The organism is Burkholderia sp. YHN3-13, from assembly GCF_055810675.1.
In genome coordinates this window covers 207,640-227,588 of sequence record NZ_JBVVNQ010000008.1, presented here as the reverse complement: position 1 = coordinate 227,588, position 19,949 = coordinate 207,640, and the positions used below count along the sequence as shown (strand labels likewise).

General features: G+C 66.9%; 17 protein-coding genes. 7 read left to right on the top strand and 10 right to left on the bottom strand.

All coding sequences use genetic code 11. The annotated features are described in order from the left end of the window. Positions 1-9: 9 nt before the first annotated feature. Genes AC0KUR_RS20110 through AC0KUR_RS20100 form a run of 3 tightly spaced genes read left to right on the top strand, consistent with a single transcriptional unit; the run spans position 10 to position 3,988 of the window. A complete protein-coding gene (locus tag AC0KUR_RS20110; RefSeq protein ID WP_049032174.1) occupies positions 10-1,821 on the top strand; it encodes a TadG family pilus assembly protein in 1,812 nt (603 codons plus the stop codon). A gap of 13 nt (positions 1,822-1,834) precedes the next feature. Then, positions 1,835-3,226 carry a sigma 54-interacting transcriptional regulator gene (locus AC0KUR_RS20105; RefSeq protein ID WP_124669117.1) on the top strand — a complete coding sequence of 464 codons (1,392 nt, stop codon included), beginning with the start codon at positions 1,835-1,837 and terminating at the stop codon, positions 3,224-3,226. 54 nt (positions 3,227-3,280) lie between these two features. Beyond that, a complete protein-coding gene (locus AC0KUR_RS20100; RefSeq protein WP_034190116.1) occupies positions 3,281-3,988 on the top strand; it encodes a DUF2968 domain-containing protein in 708 nt (235 codons plus the stop codon). A 77-nt stretch (positions 3,989-4,065) separates the two neighbouring features. On the opposite strand, the gene hfq is transcribed toward AC0KUR_RS20100, so the two are convergent. Beyond that, positions 4,066-4,620 carry an RNA chaperone Hfq gene (gene hfq / locus AC0KUR_RS20095; protein ID WP_034190115.1) on the bottom strand — a complete coding sequence of 185 codons (555 nt, stop codon included), beginning with the start codon at positions 4,618-4,620 and terminating at the stop codon, positions 4,066-4,068. A 295-nt stretch (positions 4,621-4,915) separates the two neighbouring features. Between hfq and AC0KUR_RS20090 the strand changes: the two genes are divergently transcribed. Beyond that, positions 4,916-5,194, top strand: coding sequence for a PXPV repeat protein (locus AC0KUR_RS20090; protein ID WP_069705262.1), 279 nt, complete (start codon positions 4,916-4,918; stop codon positions 5,192-5,194). A 27-nt stretch (positions 5,195-5,221) separates the two neighbouring features. On the opposite strand, the gene AC0KUR_RS20085 is transcribed toward AC0KUR_RS20090, so the two are convergent. The 4 genes from AC0KUR_RS20085 to AC0KUR_RS20070 all read right to left on the bottom strand — a co-directional run bounded on the left by AC0KUR_RS20085 (position 5,222) and on the right by AC0KUR_RS20070 (position 10,338). After that, positions 5,222-6,139: a DUF1571 domain-containing protein gene (locus tag AC0KUR_RS20085; RefSeq protein ID WP_175026993.1), complete on the bottom strand. Its 918-nt coding sequence runs from the start codon at positions 6,137-6,139 to the stop codon at positions 5,222-5,224. A gap of 29 nt (positions 6,140-6,168) precedes the next feature. Continuing rightward, on the bottom strand, positions 6,169-7,923 hold the full coding sequence (locus AC0KUR_RS20080) for an AMP-binding protein (RefSeq protein WP_473376341.1): 1,755 nt from the start codon (positions 7,921-7,923) through the stop codon (positions 6,169-6,171). Between the two features lie 157 nt (positions 7,924-8,080). Further along, a complete protein-coding gene (locus tag AC0KUR_RS20075) occupies positions 8,081-8,902 on the bottom strand; it encodes a helix-turn-helix domain-containing protein (protein ID WP_049035420.1) in 822 nt (273 codons plus the stop codon). Between the two features lie 215 nt (positions 8,903-9,117). Beyond that, on the bottom strand, positions 9,118-10,338 hold the full coding sequence (locus AC0KUR_RS20070) for an MFS transporter (RefSeq protein ID WP_049031897.1): 1,221 nt from the start codon (positions 10,336-10,338) through the stop codon (positions 9,118-9,120). A 282-nt stretch (positions 10,339-10,620) separates the two neighbouring features. Between AC0KUR_RS20070 and AC0KUR_RS20065 the strand changes: the two genes are divergently transcribed. From AC0KUR_RS20065 to AC0KUR_RS20055, 3 genes are all read left to right on the top strand, one after another. Then, the gene (locus AC0KUR_RS20065) at positions 10,621-11,163 is read left to right on the top strand and encodes a GNAT family N-acetyltransferase (protein WP_049031896.1); all 543 of its coding nucleotides are present in this window, start codon (positions 10,621-10,623) and stop codon (positions 11,161-11,163) included. Between the two features lie 130 nt (positions 11,164-11,293). Then, a complete protein-coding gene (locus AC0KUR_RS20060) occupies positions 11,294-11,920 on the top strand; it encodes a ParB-like protein (RefSeq protein WP_034190110.1) in 627 nt (208 codons plus the stop codon). A 24-nt stretch (positions 11,921-11,944) separates the two neighbouring features. Continuing rightward, the gene (locus AC0KUR_RS20055) at positions 11,945-13,675 is read left to right on the top strand and encodes a SulP family inorganic anion transporter (RefSeq protein ID WP_473376340.1); all 1,731 of its coding nucleotides are present in this window, start codon (positions 11,945-11,947) and stop codon (positions 13,673-13,675) included. Between the two features lie 22 nt (positions 13,676-13,697). On the opposite strand, the gene AC0KUR_RS20050 is transcribed toward AC0KUR_RS20055, so the two are convergent. The 5 genes from AC0KUR_RS20050 to AC0KUR_RS20030 form a co-directional block, all read right to left on the bottom strand. Next, on the bottom strand, positions 13,698-14,633 hold the full coding sequence (locus AC0KUR_RS20050; RefSeq protein WP_034190171.1) for a carbohydrate kinase family protein: 936 nt from the start codon (positions 14,631-14,633) through the stop codon (positions 13,698-13,700). Between the two features lie 130 nt (positions 14,634-14,763). Continuing rightward, positions 14,764-15,708, bottom strand: coding sequence for an ABC transporter substrate-binding protein (locus AC0KUR_RS20045; RefSeq protein WP_034190108.1), 945 nt, complete (start codon positions 15,706-15,708; stop codon positions 14,764-14,766). A gap of 83 nt (positions 15,709-15,791) precedes the next feature. Next, complete coding sequence (locus AC0KUR_RS20040) at positions 15,792-16,829, bottom strand: ABC transporter permease subunit (protein WP_034190107.1); 1,038 nt, start codon at positions 16,827-16,829, stop codon at positions 15,792-15,794. Positions 16,830-16,869: 40 nt separating this feature from the next. After that, entirely contained in the window at positions 16,870-18,423 is a 1,554-nt protein-coding gene (locus AC0KUR_RS20035; protein WP_034190106.1) for a sugar ABC transporter ATP-binding protein, read from the bottom strand. Continuing rightward, a complete protein-coding gene (locus AC0KUR_RS20030; RefSeq protein WP_034190170.1) occupies positions 18,410-19,657 on the bottom strand; it encodes an ROK family protein in 1,248 nt (415 codons plus the stop codon). The genes AC0KUR_RS20035 and AC0KUR_RS20030 overlap by 14 nt, the downstream gene beginning before the upstream one ends. Positions 19,658-19,949 lie beyond the last annotated feature (292 nt).

Sequence of the window (19,949 nt, the reverse complement as noted above, 5' to 3'; positions counted from 1 at the left end):
AGCAAAACGGTGAATACCCGGCACGATGGCGGCGCTATCCGCCGCGCGGCACGTCAGCGCGGCGCGTTCTCGGTGATGGCGATCATCGCGACGCTGATCGCCATCACGACGCTCGGCGCCATTGGCGTCGGTAATCTCTTTTATCAGCGTCGGGACGTGCAGCGGATTGCCGACATGGCCGCGCTCGCGGCCGTGCAGCGGATGGATGACGCGTGTTCGCAGCCGACGGCCACCGCGACCAGCAATGCGCAGTCGAACGGGCTCAATGCATCGAACGGCGATACGATCAGTGTCGAATGTGGCCGCTGGGACACGGCGGTCAACCCGAAACCCAGCTACTACGCTTCCGCGACCCCAGGGACCACGCAGTTGAACGCGGCCAAGGTGATCGTCACGCGTCAGGTGCCGTTCTTCTTCGTTGGACCGCCGCAGCCCGTATCCGCTGTATCGACCGCGCGGTCGACGAACATCGATACCTTCTCGGTCGGCGCAACCCTTGCCGCGCTCGGTGGTGTCGGCTGCGCCGGCGGATCTGCCCCGGTGTCCGGCAATCCAGGGCTCGTCAACGGACTGATCGGCGGGCTGCTCGGCGCCGGCCTGAACCTCAACATCGGGTCGTATCAATCGCTCGCATGTACGAACGTGACGATCGGCGATCTCGTCGTGGCGGCTGGCGTCGGCACGGTCGATCAATTGCTTGCGCTCAAGCTCACGTTGCCGCAACTGGTCCAACTGATGGTGAACGCGGCCACGCAAACGACCGTCGCGAACGCAAGCCTGCAGGCGAGCCTCGCCACGCTGCAGGCGATCCTGAACGCCAACATTCCGGGGACGTCGATTGGCCTCGGCGGAGCGGGCGGATTGCTGAACGTCGCGCTCGCGGATACGCAGGCGGCACTCAATGCGCAGGTGGACCTGCTCGATCTGCTGCTCGTCAGTGCGGAAATCGCAGCAACGGGCAAGCCGGCGGTCACGGTCAATGTGCCGTCGCTGAATCTCGGCGGGCTGACGGGGACGCAACTGCAGGTGCAGATCATCAGCCCTCCATCGATCGGCATCGGCGAAGGCGGGATCGATCCATCGACGGGAACGTGGCGCACGAAGGCGTCGACCGCTGCGGTGGGTGTATATCTCAATGTCGATCTTGGCACGACGCAATTGCCACTGGTCGGCGCGTTGCTGAATTTGCTGAACGTGAATGTCGATGTGAACCTGCCGATTTATCTGCAAGTCGGTACCGGCACCGCAACGTTGAATTCGACGCAATGTGCGTCTACGCAGGCGGCGAGCACGGTCGTCATTACTGCTCAACCGGGCGTAGCCAATCTGTGCATTGGCCAGCCGCCGCTCGATTCGTCCGGCAAGATTAGCCTGTCGTCGGCTTACAGTTGTACGTCGCCCGGGCAGATCATCAATGCGAACGTGCTCGGACTTGCGCAGTTGACGGCGACGCTGTCCAACGTATCGGTTCAGGTGCAAGGCGCTGCCCAATCGCATACCTTCAATGGCGTGCCCGGGATCGATGCGGACTACTGGACGGTGAATTCGAATGCGCTGGGTTCGGCGCTCAGTTCGGCCTTGACGCAGCTCGCGGCCGCGAAGATCACGGTCAACCTCGGCTTGTTCGGTGCGAATATCCTGACGGTCCCTGGGAACTTCGTTTCCACGTTGCTCACCTTTTTGACCGGCCTGCTCGGCCCGCTCCTATCGAGTCTTGACGCAGTCCTCGTTCCGCTGCTGAATCTGCTTGGCGTCCAGGTCGGCGCGGCGACGGTCCATCAGATCTCGCTCAGTTGCGGGGTCGCCCAAACGGTTTACTGAAGAAGCAGATCAGATGAGAAATACGCCCGCAATCGAAGAGCTCGACCTGTACGTCTGGGAAGGCAAGGCGGACATTGTCGACCGCGTCGCCCGGTGCATGGCGAGCTTCGACGTCGAAGTGATCCGCGCCGACAACGCGGAGATCTCGCCCGAGCGCGCCGCATTGCGGCCGTCGCTCGCGATCATCAGCGTGACGATGATCGAAGGCGGCGCCGCGTTCCTGCGCGACTGGCAGGCCAACATCGGCATGCCGGTGGTCTGGGTCGGCGCGGCGCGCGACCACGACGCGTCGCAATATCCGCCCGATTATTCGCACATCCTGCCGCTCGACTTCACGTGCGCCGAGCTGCGCGGGATGATCGGCAAGCTCGTCACGCAGCTGCGTGCGCACTCGGCCGAAACGTCGCAGCCGTCCGAACTCGTCGCGCACTCCGAATCGATGCAGGCGCTGCTGCATGAAGTCGATACCTTCGCCGATTGCGACACCAACGTGCTGCTGCACGGCGAAACTGGCGTCGGCAAGGAACGCATCGCGCAACTGCTGCACGAAAAGCATTCGCGTTACCGGCACGGCGAATTCGTGCCGGTGAACTGTGGCGCGATTCCCGACGGCCTGTTCGAATCGCTGTTCTTCGGTCATGCGAAAGGATCGTTCACGGGCGCGGTTGTTGCGCATAAAGGCTATTTCGAGCAGGCGGCCGGCGGCACGCTGTTTCTCGACGAAGTCGGCGATCTGCCGCTGTACCAGCAGGTCAAGCTGCTGCGCGTGCTCGAGGATGGCGCGGTGCTGCGAGTGGGGGCGACTGCGCCGATCAAGGTCGATTTCCGGCTGGTCGCGGCGAGTAACAAGAAGTTGCCGCAGCTCGTGAAGGAAGGGCTGTTCCGCGCCGATCTCTACTACCGGCTCGCGGTGATCGAGCTGAGCATTCCGTCGCTGGAAGAGCGCGGCGCCGTCGACAAGATCGCGCTGTTCAAGTCGTTCGTCGCCCAGGTCGTCGGCGAGGAGCGGCTCGCGGAGCTGTCGGACCTGCCGTACTGGCTGACGGATTCGGTCGCGGACAGTTACTTCCCCGGCAACGTGCGCGAATTGCGCAACCTCGCCGAGCGCGTCGGCGTGACGGTGCGGCAGACGGGCGGGTGGGATGCCGCGCGGCTGCAGCGGCTGATCGCGCATGCGCGCAGTTCGGCCCAGCCGGTGCCGGTGGAGAGCGCGGCCGAGGTGTTCGTCGATCGCAGCAAGTGGGACATGAACGAGCGCAACCGCGTCATTGCCGCGCTCGACGCAAACGGTTGGCGCCGTCAGGATACGGCGCAGCAACTCGGCATCAGCCGCAAGGTACTGTGGGAAAAAATGCGCAAATATCAGATCTTCGACGAAGAACCCGAGACACGCGAAAGCGAGTAATTAATGCGATAAAATCGCGCTGAATCACAACGACTCGGGCGGGAATAAAACTTCATGAGCCATATGACGGGGTTGGGGCGGGTGAGCGTGTTGCTCGCCCTGGTAGGAGGCATGCAGGGCGCTTTCGCGCAGGGGCTGGCCGGCAGCGATTCGCCGGCGGTACAGCAGGCGTCGGCGCCGGTAGCAGCGATTCCGGCGATCGATTCGCAGGCCCAGACGTCGCTGCAGCCGCAAGCGGGCGAGACGACGGGGCCGAGCACGGTCGACGATCTGCAGCGCCAGATCCAGGCGCACTCGCTGACGGAAATGCGCACGAGCTACAACGGCAGCTACGGCGCGAGCCTGCTGTTCAATGTGAAGGACGGTGCGTACTTCGTCGCGCTGTTCCAGCAGAAGGCGTTCTGGCGCGTGATCAAGACGTACGACGAAACGCGCGCGGAAGCGATCTATCGCGATTTCTCGCGCCAGGCGGAGCGGTTGGCCGTCAACGAACTGCGGGCGGCGAAGCTGGAATCGCAGAAGGCGCAATTGGACAAGCAGCTCGAGGTCACGCAGGATCGCGCACGACGCCTGCAGGCCGACATCTCGATCGCACGCCAGCAGCAGGCGGCGGTCGCGGATCGCCAGAAGAGCGTTCGCAGCGAGACGGCGGCATTGCAGGCGCAACAAGCCGAACTCCAGTCGCAATTGCGCGCGTTGCAGCAGCAGGTGCGCTCGTTGCAGCGTGAGGCCGACGCGGGCCTGCCGACGTCGGCACGCTGAACCCGGCGGCGGTGCGGCGACATGCCGCGCCGGCTGCACAAGCGAAAAGGGCAAGCCGGTTGGCTTGCCCTTTTGTTTTACTGGCCGTCCGGCACGATCCGCCGGCGGCGTGTGACGATCACCGGACCGTTGCCGCCGCGTGTATCCGGCGACGACGTGTTGCCGGAGGCATCGCCGCTGTCGCGCGGCGCGCCATAGCTCTCGCGCGGTTCACGGGGTTCGCGCGGGGCGCCGTAGCCTTCGCGCGGCTCACGCGAGCCATAACCTTCACGCGGTTCGCGGGAGCCGTAGCCGCCGCCGTCGCCACGCGATTCGCGCGGGCCGCCGTGCGAGCCGTACGGGCTGTGACCGCCGCCTTCACGACCGCCGGGGCGGCCGCCGGTGCGCGGCCCGCGGGGGCCGCCGCCGCCCGGGCGCGAGCCGCCCGTGTCGAGCTGGATGGTGGAAATCGCGCGCTTGTAGATGCCTTGCAGACCCACGGGGGTGCGCAGCATCACCAGGTACTGGTCGAACGACTCGATACACCCCGTCAGACGAATGCCGTTGACGAGATAGATTTCAACGCGCTTACGTTCCTTGCGCGCCGAATTGATGAAGTCGTTTTGCGGATGGGATTCTGCGGGATTGGCCATTGAGGTGCGGCAGGAGCCTGCGTCAGAGAATATGTTGTGCGTGTGTGTGGCGTGTTCGTCCACAAGGTGTTTGGCGGGATTCTACCCTGTTCAATAGGGAAGCGCGCAGTCGTGATTGTGTCGAACCGTAACCCACTATAGACGTTCCAGCGCATTTTCGCGATTCGGCCGAATGGCCGAAGCCGTTTCGTTACGTCGCGTTACGACTCTCGCAGCGCCGTATCACCTCGTCGCGTGCGGTGCGCTTACATTGGCCGCGCGAGCCGGGCAGGCCGGCGTACCAGGGGTGCAGAACATGAACACGAGGCAATGGGCGGGGTGGGTCGGGGGTGTGGCGTTGCTGGCCTCCGGCAGTGCAATGGCGCATGTCGACCTGTCGGTCGGCATCGGCGTGCCGGTCGCGCCGGTCTATGTCGAGCCGGCACCGGTCTATGTGGCGCCGCAGCCGGCCGTCGTCGCCTATCCGGGCTACGGATACGGCTACTACGGCGATGACGACGACGACCGCTACCGGAAGTGGCGCAAGCACTATGACAAGCATTGGCGCAAGCACCACGGCGACGACGACGATTGATCCCGACTTCAGCCGCGCCGGCGCGAATCAGAATGCGTAGTCGGGGTTTTTCGGGTCAAATGCGGTGTCGTCGAGCGTGGCCGGCGCGATTTTCTCGATGACGATCCGCTCGAAGATCCTGCCGTCGTTGTCATAGGACTCGACGGTCCGGAAATAGGGCGCGTGCAGGTCGAGCCCGAGGACTTCCTTTTTCGCATAGAACTGCGGCCGGCCGGTCGGCGTCTCGTAGGTGAGCGCGACCACGCGCACGCCGCCGATCGATTTTGCCTCGATCTGGGTCGGTCGCTGCACGCCGGCTTCCAGGTACTTCTTCCCTTCGGTCAGGTACAGGTTCGTGATGAACTCGGTGCCGAGATCCTTCACCTGGTGATTCGACTGGGCACGCGCCAGCGCGCCGTCGAGCGACGTCCACAGCGGAATCTTGCCGAGCAGGCCGCCCAGGTGGCCATACATCTCGTCCTTGCGCTGCGTCGTGTCGTAGATGGTTTCCTGTCCCGCGTGCGCGCCGCCCGGCAGCCATTTCGCATAGACGCGCAGCGGCTCGCGGGTGGTCTTCACCAGCATGCGGTCGGGCGTGTCGGACCATTTTCCGCTGATGCGCTCCTGGCGCACCATCGTGAACTGGTACGACGGATAGCCGTTCGGACCGTTACGGATATAGAGCGGCACGGCAAGCGGATCGAGCGCCTTGAAGAGCGCGGTGAGCGTCGCGTCGTCGAGCTGCGCGAGCGTGCCGCGCTGCGCGGCCGTGCGCAGCCAGCGTGCCTGTTGCGCGAGCGGCTCGCGCGCGACTTTCGCCAGGTCCGCCGGCAATGCGGCCTCCTGCGCCGCACTCGCGGCATCGGCCGTTTCCTGCGCATGCAGGCCCGCGTGCGCGAGCGACAGCAGGCAGGCGACAGCCGCGGCGGCGGCATGTCGTGCGCGGCGCTTCATTCCTTCGTTCATCGACAGTGCCTCCCGGAGCGATGGATCGTTCAGCCTTGCTTCGCGGCCTTGATTTTGGCGAGCTCCTCGTCGCGCAGCGCGCGGCGCAGGATCTTGCCGACGTTCGTCTGCGGCAGCGCGTCGCGGAACTCGACGAATTTCGGCATCTTGTAGCCGGTCAGGTTCTTGCGGCAGTGCGCGAGCACGTCGTCGACCGTCAGCGACGGGTCGCGGCGCACGACGAACACCTTGATCCTTTCGCCCTGGACTTCGTCCGGAATGCCGATCGCCGCCGCCTCGCTGATGCCCGGATGCATCACGAGCACTTCCTCGATCTCGTTCGGATACACGTTGAAACCCGACACGAGGATCATGTCCTTCTTGCGGTCGATCAGGCGGATGAAGCCGCGTTCGTCCATCACGCCGATGTCGCCGGTGCCGAGCCAGCCGTCGGCGTCGAGCACCTTGGCGGTCTCGTCGGGGCGCTGCCAGTAGCCGCGCATCACCTGCGGGCCGTGCACGCACAGTTCGCCCGGCTCGCCGACGGGCGCCCAGGTGCCGTCCTCGCGGCGAAAGCGCACGGAGGTGGATGGCGCGGGCAGCCCGATCGAGCCGCTGAACGCGGCCATGTCGTTCAGGTCCACGGGGTTCATCGTGACGATCGGCGAGCACTCGGTGAGCCCGTAGCCCTCGACGACCGGCCGGCCCGTCACCTGCTGGAAGCGCTCCGCGACCGCGCGTTGCATCGCCATCCCGCCGGCCATCGCAAGCTTGAGCTTCGAGAAGTCGCGCTTGCGGAATTCCTCGTTGTCGAGGAACGCGTTGTACAGCGTGTTGATGCCGGTGATCCCCGTGAACGTTTCGTTGCGGATGATCTTCATCACCATCTTCATGTCGCGCGGGTTCGCGATCAGGATGTTGCGTCCGCCCAGTCCCATGAAGATGAACGCGTTCACCGTCAGCGAATAGATGTGATACAGCGGCAGCGGCGTGAGCACGGTCTCGACGTCGCCCGACACCTGGTCGGCGATCCACGCCTTCGCCTGCAGCAGGTTCGCGATCAGGTTGCCGTGCGTGAGCATCGCGCCTTTCGCGACCCCGGTCGTGCCGCCCGTGTATTGCAGGAACGCGAGGTCGTCGCGCGTCGTCTGCACGGGCTGCGGCTTGCCGTGCGCGCCGAGCGCGAGGGCGGAGCGCAGCCGGATGGCCTGCGGCAGGTGGTAGGCCGGCACGAGCTTCTTCACGTGCTTCAGCACGAAATTGATCAGGCGTCCTTTCGCATTGAAACCGTCGGCGAGCAGGTCGCCGAGTGCTGTGACGATGATGTGCTTCACCTGCGTTTCAGGCAGCGCGTCCTGCAGCGTGCGTGCGAAGTTCTCGAATACGACGATCGTCTGCGCGCCGCTGTCCTTCAGCTGGTGCGCGAGTTCGCGCACGGTGTAGAGCGGATTGACGTTGACGACGATCGCACCGGCCTTCAGCGTGCCGAACAGCGCGACCGGGTACTGGAACGTATTCGGCAGCATGATCGCGACGCGATCGCCCGGCTTCACGCCGAGGCTTTGCAGGTACGACGCGAATGCGTCGACCTTCCGCGCGAGCGTGCGGTAGGTCATCGACGCGCCGGCGCTCACGTATGCGACGCGGTCGGCGAAGCGGGTCGTGCATTCGTCGAAGAACTGCACGAGCGACGTGTATTGCGTGACGTCGATGTCGTGCGGGACGCCGGGCGGATATGACGCGTACCAGATGCCGTCGGTGTTCGGCGGGATCTGGGCCGCTGTGGTTGCTGCGGAAGATGACATGACGTGTCTCCGGTCTTTGCTTTCGGCGAGGGCGGGCGCTTCGGCGCCTGCCCATGCCCCGTGCTTCGCGGTTGATCGGCGCGGGCGCCTCGACGCCCCGCCTGACCGCGCGTATCAATCAAATCGTGAACAGGAAGCCGCGCGTGGCCTCGCGCGCTCAGTTCGCGGAATGCAGCGTCGTCGTGCCGGCGCTCGTCGCGCCCGATTGCGGCAGCCCGAACGCTTCGCTCGCGCCCGCGTCGTCGAGTACCGCGGCGAAGATCGACAACTGCGCGCTGTCGGGCATCGGCGCCTTCAGCGCGGCGACGATCAGCGACGACAGCCGCGCGATCATCTGTACGTCGTTCATCGTGCGACCTTGCGAGAATTCGTCGATCAGGCTCTCCGTTTCGGCGCCGGCGAGCGCGCCGGACAACGCGCCGATCGCGAAATGCAGCCGCCAGCCGAGCTCGGTGCGCGGCAGGTGCGGCAGCGCGCGCTGGAATGCGTCGAAGAAGCGGCCCGCGACGCTCGCGTAGTGGGCGGTCAGGAAGTTGCGTACGAACGGCGACGGATCGGTATAGGCGCGCCCGATCAGCCGGAGGAACCCGGGCCCGCCGCGTTCCGGGTCGCGCGACGCCTTCAGCGCGGGGATGAACATCGCGCCGAGCACGTGCTCGCAGGTGATGTGCGTGCCGAGCTGCGCATCGAAGCGGTCGAGGATACCGAGGCGTTCCTGGTTGAGCTGGTCGAGCCGGCGCGACAGCATCGCGTGGATCAGCGCCTCCTTGCTGCCGAAGTGGTAGTTGACCGCGGCGAGATTGACCGCCGCGCGCGACGTGATCTGCCGCATCGACATCGCCTCGAAGCCATGCTCGATGAACAGGTCCTCGGCCGCATCGAGGATGCGCGCCTTCGTCCCGCCGGTCTGCCGCGTGCCGGATGACCGTGCCCCGGACGGCCGTCCCGCGGATGGCCGCCCCTCCTGACTTACTGCCATGTTCCGCCTCCCATGCCGGTTTCCCGGCCGCGAACAGGTGATTTGATTATCTGATTCAAACAGTCGTTTTTATTAAGATAAAAAAACGCGGGCACGGCGGGCAAGCGGGGAATCTGGACAAATTCCTCTAGTTCGATGTGCGAATGCGGAAAGTACGACGCGCGGCCCCGGCCTGGCGGGGCGCGCGCGATGGTGCGATGCGCAAACGTGCGGATTCAGCCGACGGTGCTACGCGTATTGACTGATTGCGTCATGTCGATGCCGCGCCGTTCGCGGCTGAACAGGATCAGCACGGCGATCACGACCGCGACGGTGCCGGCCACGAGCGCAAGCGCGAGGCTGTAGTTGTTGCCGTGCGAAACGGCGAGCGACGCCTGCATCGTCGCGTTGCCGGACGCGAGCAGGTTGCCGAGCTGATAGACGACACCGGGAAAGGTTGCCCGGATTTCGTCGGGCGAGATCTCGTTCAGGTGAACCGGGATCACGCCCCACGCGCCCTGGACCGAGATCTGCATCAGGAACGCACCGGCGGCGAGGGCAACCGGCCCGCTCGAGAATGCCCACAGCGGCAGCACGGGCAGCGCGATCAGTGCGGCGATGAAGATCGCGCGGCGCCGGCCGATCCGCTCCGAGATCGTGCCGAACGACAGGCCGCCGACGATCGCGCCGAGGTTCAGCACGATCGTGATCCACGACACGGTATGCGGATCGAAGTGATGCTGTTCGCGCAGGAAGGTCGGGTAGAGATCCTGCGTGCCGTGCGAGAAGAAGTTGAACGCGGTCATCAGCACGATCGCGTAGACCGTGAGCTTCCAGTTCTGCTTCAGCGTGGCGCCGAGGCTCGGGCGCGGGCGCTTCTCCATCTGTTTCCATGCGGGCGATTCCGGCACGTGCGCCCGGACATACAGCACGAGCAGCGCGGGCAGCACCCCGATCATGAACATGCCGCGCCAGCCGATGTACTGGTAGAACAGGCCGAACACGACGGACGCGAGCAGGTAGCCGCTCGGATAGCCGGCCTGCAACAGCCCCGATACGAAGCCTCGCGCATGGGTCGGCACGGTCTCCATCGTCAGCGCGGAGCCGACACCCCATTCGCCGCCCATCGCGATGCCGAACAGCGCACGCAGCACGAGCAGCGCGGTGAGGCTCGGCGCGAAACCGGACGCGAGCTCGAGCAGCGAATAGCACGCGATGTTGACCATCAGCGTCGGGCGGCGGCCGAAGCGGTCGGCGAGCCGGCCGAAGATCAGCGCGCCGAGCGGGCGCATCGCAAGCGTCAGCGTGAGCGCGAACGCGACGGCGGGGATCGTCGACGCGAATTCCGCGGCGATGTCCTTCAGCACGAAAACCATCAGGAAAAAATCGAACGCATCGAGCGTCCAGCCCAGGTAGGCGGCGATCGTGACGTTGCGTTGTTCGCGGGTCCAGCTCATGTCCGGGGTCTCCTCGTTGGCTTGCGCGCTCGCGATATGCATGCGGATGCCGGCCCGGCATGCGCGCGGCGCGGGAGGCACTGATCGAGTGTAGGCCTCCGCGCCGCGCGATGTGGGGCGCGATAAGCCCGAATCGGGAATAATCCCTACGAAATGAACTGTTTCGGAAATGGCAACGAGGCGGCGCGAGCCAAGCGACAGGCGTCTGTATCATTCCGGAAGGCTTTTTGTATCAATTCTGTAATGCGCTCGATGCGCATCGTCACCGAATCAGGAGTCCGGATGAATCAACGTTCCGCCGCCGAATTGCCCGTGCTCGAAACCGACAGGCTGTGGCTGCGTCCGCGCGTGCTGGCCGACCTCGAGGCGTGCGTCGAGATGGATCGCGATCCGGAAGTCACGCGGCACATCGCGGGCCCGTGGCACGACCCCGACGCGCATCGCCGCTTCGTCACGCACCGGATCACGCGCGACTATCCGCCGGGCCTCGGCTACTGGTCGATCTTCGAGAAGGCCGCGCCCGACGCGTTCATCGGCTGGGTCCTGCTGATTCCCGACTACGCGGACGGCGCGCGCGACGTGGAGATCGGCTGGCGGCTCGTGCGTGCGGCCTGGGGGCGTGGCATCGCGAGCGAGGCTGCGCAAGCCCTCGTGCGTCACGCGTTCGACACCGTGCGCCTGCCGCGCGTGATCGCCGATATCGCGGAAGCCAACGGCGGCTCGCTGAACGTCGCGCGCAAGCTCGGGATGCAGCGTGTGAGCGTCGTGCACGACGGCATTCCTTACATTCGTCATCGTCTCGAACGCAACGACCTGCGCGCGTAGCGCCGTGTCGCGCGCAGGCGCGGACGGTTGTCAGGGATTGTCAATCGGAGGCGTATCGAGGTCATGACGGATTAACGGCCCATGCGATCCGGAGTATCGTTGCCGGAATTTCGCAACATGGGGTACGACCATGGCACTCGGCAACGACGTTCATCTCATTCCCGTCCGGCTCGACGCGCTGCGTCCGACGCAGATGACGGTCGGGTATCGCGAGGTCAAGGCGAAGCGCAAGCACTGGAAGGGGCTCGACAAGCGTGCGCGCAAGGCGGCGATCGAATCGCACTGGTTCCCGGCCGTCCTCGGCCCGGACGGGCTGCACTACATCACCGATCACCACCATCTCGGCCTCGCGCTGATCGAGGAGGGCGAGTCGCGCGTGAACGCGATGCTGCTGAAGGATCTGTCGTGGCTCGACGACACGATCTTCTGGCGGATGATGGAGCACAATCAGTGGGTGCATCCGTTCGGCGCGGACGGATCGCGGCGCGACTATGCGCATCTGCCGAAGGCGTTGACGGGGCTCGAGGACGATCCGTACCGCAGCCTCGCGGGCGAACTGCGCACGGCGGGCGGTTATGCGAAGGACGCGACGCCGTTCAGCGAATTCCTGTGGGCCGATTACCTGCGCCAGCACGTGTCGCTCGACCAGATCCGCAAGAATTTTTCGAAGGCGCTCGATATCGCGCTGCATCGCGCGCACGAGCAGGATGCGCGCTACCTGCCCGGCTGGTCGGGCGTCATCGCCGTCAAACCCTGACCGGCGCACGGCGCCGACCGACTCATGACGACCACCCCGATCCGCCCCGATGCCGGCCCGCAGCATGCGGACCATTTCGCCGCGCTCGATACGGCTTCGCCGCCGCCCAGGCGGCGCATCGGCCTCGATGCGCTGGCCGGCCTGTCGATCGCGGGGCTGCTGATTCCCGAAGCAGTCGCGTATGCGGGGCTGGCCAACCTGCCGCCGCAGGCCGGCCTGATCGCGCTGTTGTCGGGGCTCGTCGTCTATGCGCTCACGGGCAGCAGCCGCTTTGCGATCGTGTCGTCGACGTCGTCGTCGGCCGCGGTGCTCGCGGCAACCGTGCTCGCCGAATCGGGCATGGCGCTGGCCGCGCAACTCGCGCTCGCGGCGGCGCTCGTCGCGATGACGGGCGTGCTGTTCATCCTCGCGGGCGCCGCGCGGCTCGGCGGCATGTCGGATTTCGTCGCGCGGCCCGTGCTGCGCGGCTTCACGTTCGGCCTCGCGCTGACGATCGTTATCAAGCAGTTGCCGAAGATCCTCGCGATCTCCGTGCAGCACAGCGATGCGCCGCACGTCGCGCTCGACCTGATCGCCGGCGCGCCGCACGCGAACCTCGCGAGCATGGTGCTCGGCGCGACCGCGCTGGCGCTGCTGTTCGTGCTCGGGCGCGGCGCGCGCGTGCCCGCGACGCTCGTCGTGATCGTGCTGTCGATCGCGGCAGGTTACGCGATCGACTGGCAACGGTACGGCATCGCGATCGTCGGCCAGATCGACTTCCGGCACCTCGAATTCGGCTTGCCGCGTCTCGACCGCAACGCGTGGATGCAGACGGTCGAACTCGCGTTCGCGCTGATGCTGATCCTGTACGCGGAGTCGTACGGATCGATCCGCAATTTCGCGCTCAAGCATGGCGATACCGTGTCGCCGAACCGCGATCTCGTCGCGCTCGGCTGCGCGAATCTCGTGTCGGGCCTGCTGCACGGCATGCCGGTCGGCGCCGGTTATTCGGCGACGTCGGCGAACGAGGCGGCTGGCGCGCAGTCGCGCTTTGCCGGCCTGTGGGCGGCCGGCGTGGTCGCGCTGATCGTCTGGCTGCTGCTGCCGCAGCTTGCCCGCACGCCGGAGCCCGTGCTCGCGGCGATCGTGATCTTCGCGGTCAGCCACTCGCTGCATCCGTCCGTCTTCCGGCCGTATTGGGCGTGGCATCGCGACCGGCTCGTCGTGATCGCCGCGTTGCTCGCGGTGCTCGTGCTCGGCGTGCTGCACGGCCTGCTCGCGGCCATCGGCGTGAGCCTGCTGCTGACGCTGCGCAAGCTGTCCGAGCCGAACGTGAGCGTGCTCGGCCGGCTACGCGACAGCCACGATTTCGTCGATGTCGCGAGCCACGCCGATGCGAAACCGGTGCCGGGCGTGCTGATCGTGCGGCCCGAGGCGCAACTGTTCTTCGCGAACGCGGACCGGATGCTCAATCGCGTGCGTGCGCTGATGAAGGCCACGCCGGATACGCATACCGTGATGCTGAGCCTCGAGGAGACGCCGGACGTCGACGGTACGACGATCGAATCGCTGCGCACCTTTGCGGCCGAATGCGCGGCGCGCGGGTTGCGGCTCGCGATCGTGCGGCTCAAGGTGCATGCGCTGCATGCATTGCGCCGCGCGGCGGACGATACGCTTCACGGCGACGCGATGTCGGAGCTGAGCGTCGACGAAAGCCTGCAGCTGTTGCAGGCCGGCATGCCGCCGGACGGCGGCGACGGCGCGACTGCCGCATGACCGTCGGCCGTGTCGGTGCCGTCTATCGCGAAAGCGCGACGTCCGTCGTGCGACCGATCATGTCGGCCACTTCCCCGGCCGTCGGCGCATAGGCGCCTGCGTGCGCACAGGCGACCGCCGCGCATGCGGCCGCGTAGCGCAGATGGTCGGCGGCCGTTGCATCGGGGCGCGCAAGCTGGCTCGCGAGCCAGCCGCCGATGCTCGCATCGCCGCAGCCGACCGTATCGGCGACTTCGGCCGGGAATGCGGGCTGGAACAGCACGGTGTCGCGATGCAGGAGCTGCATGCCCGATGCGCCGCGCGTGACGAGCAGTGTCGCGTCGGGCGACCATGCGCGCAGTTGCGCGAGCGCGGCGGCTTCGTCGAGTTCGGGAAACAGCCCGCGCAGATCCTCGTCGGAAACCTTGATCCAGTCCGCGAGCGCGGACAGCCGGCGCAGCGTGTCGCGATACGACGGCGCGGCCATCGGTGCGCGGAAGTTCGGGTCGAACGAGATCCGCTTGCCGGCCGCACGCGCGGCCTGTGCGACCTCGATCAGGCGCGACGCGAGCGGTTCGCGCACGACGCCGAGCGAGCCGACGTGCACGATCTCGGCCGCGTCGAAGGCGCCGGCGGGCAGGTCCGCCGGATCGAATGCGAGATCGGCGCTGTTCTCGCCGATGAAGAAATAGTGGGGCGGCTGCTTCGACACGACCATCGCGAGCAGCGGTGCGCGGTCGACCTGCCGGATGAAGCGCATGTCGAGTCCGGCGTCGGCGCTCTTGCGCATCAGCTCGTCGCCGAAGGTGTCGCGGCTGACCGTGCCGGCGAAGGCCGTCGGCACGCCGAGTCGCGCGCCGACGCGTGCGACGTTCCAGCATGAGCCGCCGGCGACGCTGTGCCAGTGCTGCGCGTCGTCGCGGATGAAATCGGTCAGCGCTTCGCCGAATACGATCAGGCGGGGGAACGTGGTCGTCATGTCGAAACCTTGTGCCGTGGCGTCGCGCACGGCCGTACGGCGGTTGATCCGAAAGGGCGGGCAGCGCGGGCCGCCGCGCATGGCGACCCGGCCCGGCACTGCCCGGTTGCGCGGGCGGACGGCGGCGCGATCAGCGCGGCGCGCTCCAGCCCTTGTAGGTCTTCACGTTGTCGCGCGTGATGAGCGTCGGCTCGATCAGGATCATCGGATTGGCCGGCTTCTGGCCGTTCATGATCCCGTAGCCGACGTTGACGGCCTGCTGCGCCATCGCCCACGGGTCCTGGCTCGACGATGCCTGCACGAGCGTGTTGGACTTGAGCGCGACCTCGATGTCGGGTGCGCCGTCGACCGACGTGATCACGATGCCCGGACGGTTCAGCTGCTTCGCGGCGAGGTCGCTGCCGATCGCCTGCGGGTCGTTGATCGTGAACACCGCGTCGAGCTTCGGAAAGCGCGTCAGGTAGCCTTGCATCGCGTTCATCCCGCCTTCGCGCGAGCCCTTGCCGTCCTGGTCGCTCGACAGCAGCTTGATGCCGGCGTTTTTCGCGAGCACGGCCTTGCAGCCGTTGACGCGATCGATCACGGCCGACACCTGCGGGCCGTTCTCGATGATCACGTTCCCCTTGCCGTTGAGCTTCTTCGCGATGTAGTCGCAGGCGAGCTCGCCTGCCTTCACGTTGTTGGTCTGCACGGTCGCGTTCGCGCCGGCTGCCGCGACGTCGACCGCGATGACCGTGATGCCGGCCGCCTGCGCCTTCTTCACCGCCGGCTCGATGGCTTTCGGATCGGTTGCGTTGAGCAGGATCATGTCGACGTGCGCGGAGATGAAGTTGTCGATCTGCGTGAACTGCTTGTTCAGGTCGTAGTCGGCCGACACGGCCGTCACCTTCGCGTTCGGGTTGAGCTGCTTCGCGCGCGCTTCGGCGCCCTTGACGATGGTGACGAAGTACGGGTTGCCGAGCGATCCGACCGTGACGCCGATCGATTTGAGCGGCTTGTCGGCCGCGTGTGCGGCGGAAGCGCCGAAGGCAAGCGCGCAGGCGACGGCGGTCAGGGCGGCGGTGTGCTTGAACATGTCGTGGTGTCTCCGAGAGGTTTGTTGGCGAACGGGCGCAGGCGGACCGGCCTGCGCCGCGAGGTTGAATCGACGGGATGCTGTCAGGTGCGCGCCGAGTCGCGCTGGCGATAGCGGTCGAGCGCGACGGCGCCGATGATCACGAGCCCCTTGATGATGTACTGCCAGATGTCGGACACGCCGAGCAGCACGAGCCCGTTCGTCAGGACGGCGATGATCAGCGCGCCGATCAGCGTGCCGACGATCGAGCCGACGCCGCCGACGAAGCTCGTGCCGCCGAGGATCACCGCGGCGATCGCGTCGAGTTCGTAGGACTGGCCGAGCTGCAGGCCGTTGGCCGCATAGAGCCGCGCGGCCGACATCACCGCGCCGAGGCCGGCGAGCAGCCCCGACGCCGCATACACGAACATCTGGATCGCCCGCACGTTGATGCCCGACAGGCGCGCGGCTTCCGGGTTGCCGCCGACCGAATAGATCCGCATCCCGAGCACCGTGCGGCGCAGGATGAACCACGAGATCGCGATCACCGCGCACGCGATCACGACGAGCCACGGCACGCCGAGGATCGTGCCGTTGCCGATGAACGCGAACGGCAGCTGCGGGTTGAAGACGGTCGTGTCGTTGCCGATCAGGCGCGCGACGCCGCGCACGGCCGTCATCGCGCCGAGCGTGACGATGAACGGCGGCAGGCGCAGGAACGAGATCAGCCCGCCGTTGATCGCGCCGAACACGAGGCCGACGACGAGTGCGAAAGGCACGCCGAGCCAGCCCCAGCCGGGGATCGTCGACGCGAGCAGCGCGGCGACGGCCGCGGCGGCGAGCACCGAGCCGACCGACAGGTCGATGCCGCCCGTCAGGATCACGAAGGTCATGCCGGCCGCGAGCACGATGTTGATCGACGCCTGCTGCGTGACGATCGACAGGTTCTGCAGCGTGAAGAAGCCGTCGGTCAGGAAGCCGAAGCCGATGCACAGAACCAGCAGCACCGGCAGCATGCCGGCCGTGCGGATCAGCGATTGCATGCGGGCGCGTTGATCGGCGCCGCGCAGCAGCGGCGTACGGTTGGGCACCGGATGGGCCGTCGCGGAAGCGAGGTTCCGCTGCTTGGTCGGATTGATCATGTCGGTAACCTGAAGGTAAGAGTGAAATGAAAGGGCGGGCTCAGTGCGCGTCGGCGAGTTCGGCCTGCGAGCCGGTGGCGAGCGCGATGATCGCTTCCTGCGTGATGGGCGTATGCGTGTGGCCGCCGAGTTCGCCGGCGATCTCGCCCTCGCGCATCACGAGCACGCGGTCCGCGACGCCGATGATTTCCGGCAGCTCGCTGGAGATCACGATCACGCCCACGCCGGCGCGGGCCAGTTCGTTGATGATCCGGTAGATCTCGGATTTCGCGCCGATGTCGACGCCGCGTGTCGGTTCGTCGAGGATCAGCACGCGCGGCTTCGTCTCGAGCAGCCGCGACAGCAGCACCTTCTGCTGGTTGCCGCCCGACAGCGCGCCAACGTTGACGTTCGCGTGCGGGACACGGATCGACAACGACGCGATCGCGTCGCGTGCGCGTTCGGCGCCGCGTGCGAGGTCGAGCGCGCCGAGCCGTGCGTCGCGGTTGCACACCGAAATGTTGATGTTGTCGCGCACGCTCATGTCGAGGAACAGGCCCTGGCGCTTGCGGTCCTCGGTCAGGTAGACGAGGCCCGCGTCGATCGCGTCGCGCGGCGAGTGCGCGCCGAACGTGCGCTCGCCCAGCTTCACGTCGCCGCGCACGCGTGGTTCGGCGCCGAAGATCAGCCGCGCGAGCTCGGTGCGGCCCGCGCCGACGAGGCCCGCGATGCCGAGCACTTCGCCGGCGTGCAGGTCGAGGCTGCAGCCGCGCACGCGCGTGTCGTCGGCGATGTCGCGGACCGACAGCAGCAGGTGGCCGGGGTCGTACGGCGCATGTTCCTTCTTGTAGAAGCCGGAGATGTCGCGGCCGACCATCATCGCGACGAGCCGCTCGGCCGACAGCGATGCGCGTTCGAGCGTGCCGACGTATGCGCCGTCGCGCAGCACCGACACGCGATCGGACAGTTCGTAGATCTCCGCCATTCGGTGGCTGATGTAGATGATCGCGAGGCCTTCCTCGCGCAACTGGCGGATCAGGCTGAACAGGTGTTCCGTTTCGCGCGACGACAGCGGCGTCGTCGGCTCGTCCATCACGAGGATGCGGGCACGCGTATGCACCGCGCGCGCGATTTCGACGAGCTGCTGTTCGGCGATCGACAGCGTGTCGACGAGCGTGTCGGGGCCGAACGGCGCACCCAGGCGCGCGAGCACGTCCTGGCAGCCGCGCGCCATCGCCGCGCGGTCGATCGTGCCCCAGCGCCGGTTGCCGCGCCGCAGTTCGCGGCCGATGTAGATGTTTTCCGCGACGGTCAGGTTCGGTGACAGGCACAGCTCCTGGTAGATCACCGCGACACCCGCATCGCGTGCGGCGAGCGGTCCGTCGATCTCGATGCGTTCGCCGTCGATCAGGATTTCGCCGCCGGCGTCGGCGCGGTAGGCGCCGGACAGGATCTTCATCAGCGTCGATTTGCCCGCGCCGTTCTCGCCCATCAGCGAGTGGATCTCGCCGGGATAGACGGTCAGGCTGACCTTGTCGAGCGCGCGTACGGCCGGGAACGTCTTGCTGATCCCGCGCATCTCGAGCAACGGACGGGGCGACTCAGAACGCGACATGGTGGACCTCCTGCGAGTCGGTGCGGGCGCCCTTGAGGATGCCGGCCCGCGGGGAGAAGTTGAAGAACATCGGCAGCGTGGCGGCGCCGATCGCGCCGGCGTCCGCGCCGAACGTGCCGCGCACGAGCGTCGGCGTGCCGCGTGCTTCGGGGGCGGTCGCGACCAGCGCCGAGCGCAGGCGCGTCGTGACTGCGTCGAGCAGGCCCGCGTCGGTGTCGGCGTCGAGTACGACGACCGGCGCGTCGACCACGCACAGCACCGCGCGCAACGCCGGTGCGAGCGCGTCGACGCAGTCGTCGATCCACTCGTCGACGGCCGGCAGGCCGCGGGCGATGCACGCTTCGAGATCGGCGCGGTTCTCGACCGTCTCGCCGTGATGGCGCAGGTGACGCACGAGCGCGTGCAGCGACGCGCGCGCGAGCAGGATGTCCCACGCGCCGCGCGGCGGCGGTGCGGAGGCGAGCCGGCTCGGCAGTACCGGAATCACGGCGATGTCGCCTGCATTGCCGGTCACGCCGCGCAGACAGTCGCCGTCGATCGCGATGCCGCCGCCGATCGCCGGCCCGATGAACAGGTAGACGAAGTCGTCGCACTGCCGGCCGTAGCCGTAGAACAGCTCGGCGATCGCGGCCGCGTTGCCGTCGTTTTCGCCGAACACGGGCAGCGCCAGCATGCGGCCGAGGTCGGCCGCGAAATCGACGTCTTCCCACGCACGGAACGTGTCGGGCGCGAGGCCGAGCTCGCGCATCCACGCGCCGAGGTTGTAGGGTTGCGCGACGCCGACGCCGGTCAGGCGCGCGCGTTCATGGTCGGGGAGCAGGGCCTGCATCGCGTCGATGTCGCGACGCACGATCTCGAGCACGTCGGCGGGGGGCGGCAGCAGCGTGTCGTGCGAGCGGCGGCCGAGCACGTCGCCGGCGAAGTTGACCAGCGCGGTCTCGATGCGCATCCGGTCCAGGTGGACGCCGATGCCGAACGCGCCGCGCGGGTCGAGACGGATCAACGAGGCCGGCTGGCCGCGCTGGCCCTCGGTGCGGCCCGCGAATTCGATCAGCTTTGAGTCGGCGAGCGATTCGATGATGCTGCCGACCGCCGTGCCCGTCATGTTCGCGAGACGGGCGAGGTCGGCCTTCGACGCGCTGCCCACGCGGCGCAGCGTCTTCAGCAGCAGGCGCTCGTTGTAACGGCGCACGTTGGCCGAGTTGCTTCCCTGGCCGATGTGCGGGCTTCTCATGGCGTCTCCTTCCATGTTGCACCGTGTGGCGGTGCATTAAATAAATCACGTTGATTTATTTAACCGCGTGCGCGCCGACATGTCAGCCTAGGGAAATCCCGGTCGGGTGGTGGGGTGGGGGCGCTTCGTGTCGGCGCGGGGAATCGGGGATGGATCGTGAATGCCCTCAAATCGGGAAATTTGGAATTCGTCTGATGGACCGGGATGCGGCTGCGCGTCACGATTGCTCGCGGGATGGCGGGTCGCCGCGATCCGCGCGAGGCGAAGCCCGACGGTGCCTGCTGGCACGGTC

Bases quoted from the DNA above. Each gene is read 5' to 3' on its own strand.
- AC0KUR_RS20105 (WP_124669117.1), top strand. From the start codon at position 1,835: ATGAGAAATACGCCCGCAATCGAAGAGCTCGACCTGTACGTCTGGGAA.
- AC0KUR_RS20100 (WP_034190116.1), top strand. From the start codon at position 3,281: ATGAGCCATATGACGGGGTTGGGGCGGGTGAGCGTGTTGCTCGCCCTG.
- hfq (WP_034190115.1), bottom strand. From the start codon at position 4,620: ATGGCCAATCCCGCAGAATCCCATCCGCAAAACGACTTCATCAATTCG.
- AC0KUR_RS20090 (WP_069705262.1), top strand. From the start codon at position 4,916: ATGAACACGAGGCAATGGGCGGGGTGGGTCGGGGGTGTGGCGTTGCTG.
- AC0KUR_RS20085 (WP_175026993.1), bottom strand. From the start codon at position 6,139: ATGAACGAAGGAATGAAGCGCCGCGCACGACATGCCGCCGCCGCGGCT.
- AC0KUR_RS20080 (WP_473376341.1), bottom strand. From the start codon at position 7,923: ATGTCATCTTCCGCAGCAACCACAGCGGCCCAGATCCCGCCGAACACC.
- AC0KUR_RS20075 (WP_049035420.1), bottom strand. From the start codon at position 8,902: ATGGCAGTAAGTCAGGAGGGGCGGCCATCCGCGGGACGGCCGTCCGGG.
- AC0KUR_RS20070 (WP_049031897.1), bottom strand. From the start codon at position 10,338: ATGAGCTGGACCCGCGAACAACGCAACGTCACGATCGCCGCCTACCTG.
- AC0KUR_RS20065 (WP_049031896.1), top strand. From the start codon at position 10,621: ATGAATCAACGTTCCGCCGCCGAATTGCCCGTGCTCGAAACCGACAGG.
- AC0KUR_RS20060 (WP_034190110.1), top strand. From the start codon at position 11,294: ATGGCACTCGGCAACGACGTTCATCTCATTCCCGTCCGGCTCGACGCG.
- AC0KUR_RS20055 (WP_473376340.1), top strand. From the start codon at position 11,945: ATGACGACCACCCCGATCCGCCCCGATGCCGGCCCGCAGCATGCGGAC.
- AC0KUR_RS20050 (WP_034190171.1), bottom strand. From the start codon at position 14,633: ATGACGACCACGTTCCCCCGCCTGATCGTATTCGGCGAAGCGCTGACC.
- AC0KUR_RS20045 (WP_034190108.1), bottom strand. From the start codon at position 15,708: ATGTTCAAGCACACCGCCGCCCTGACCGCCGTCGCCTGCGCGCTTGCC.
- AC0KUR_RS20040 (WP_034190107.1), bottom strand. From the start codon at position 16,829: ATGATCAATCCGACCAAGCAGCGGAACCTCGCTTCCGCGACGGCCCAT.
- AC0KUR_RS20035 (WP_034190106.1), bottom strand. From the start codon at position 18,423: ATGTCGCGTTCTGAGTCGCCCCGTCCGTTGCTCGAGATGCGCGGGATC.
- AC0KUR_RS20030 (WP_034190170.1), bottom strand. From the start codon at position 19,657: ATGAGAAGCCCGCACATCGGCCAGGGAAGCAACTCGGCCAACGTGCGC.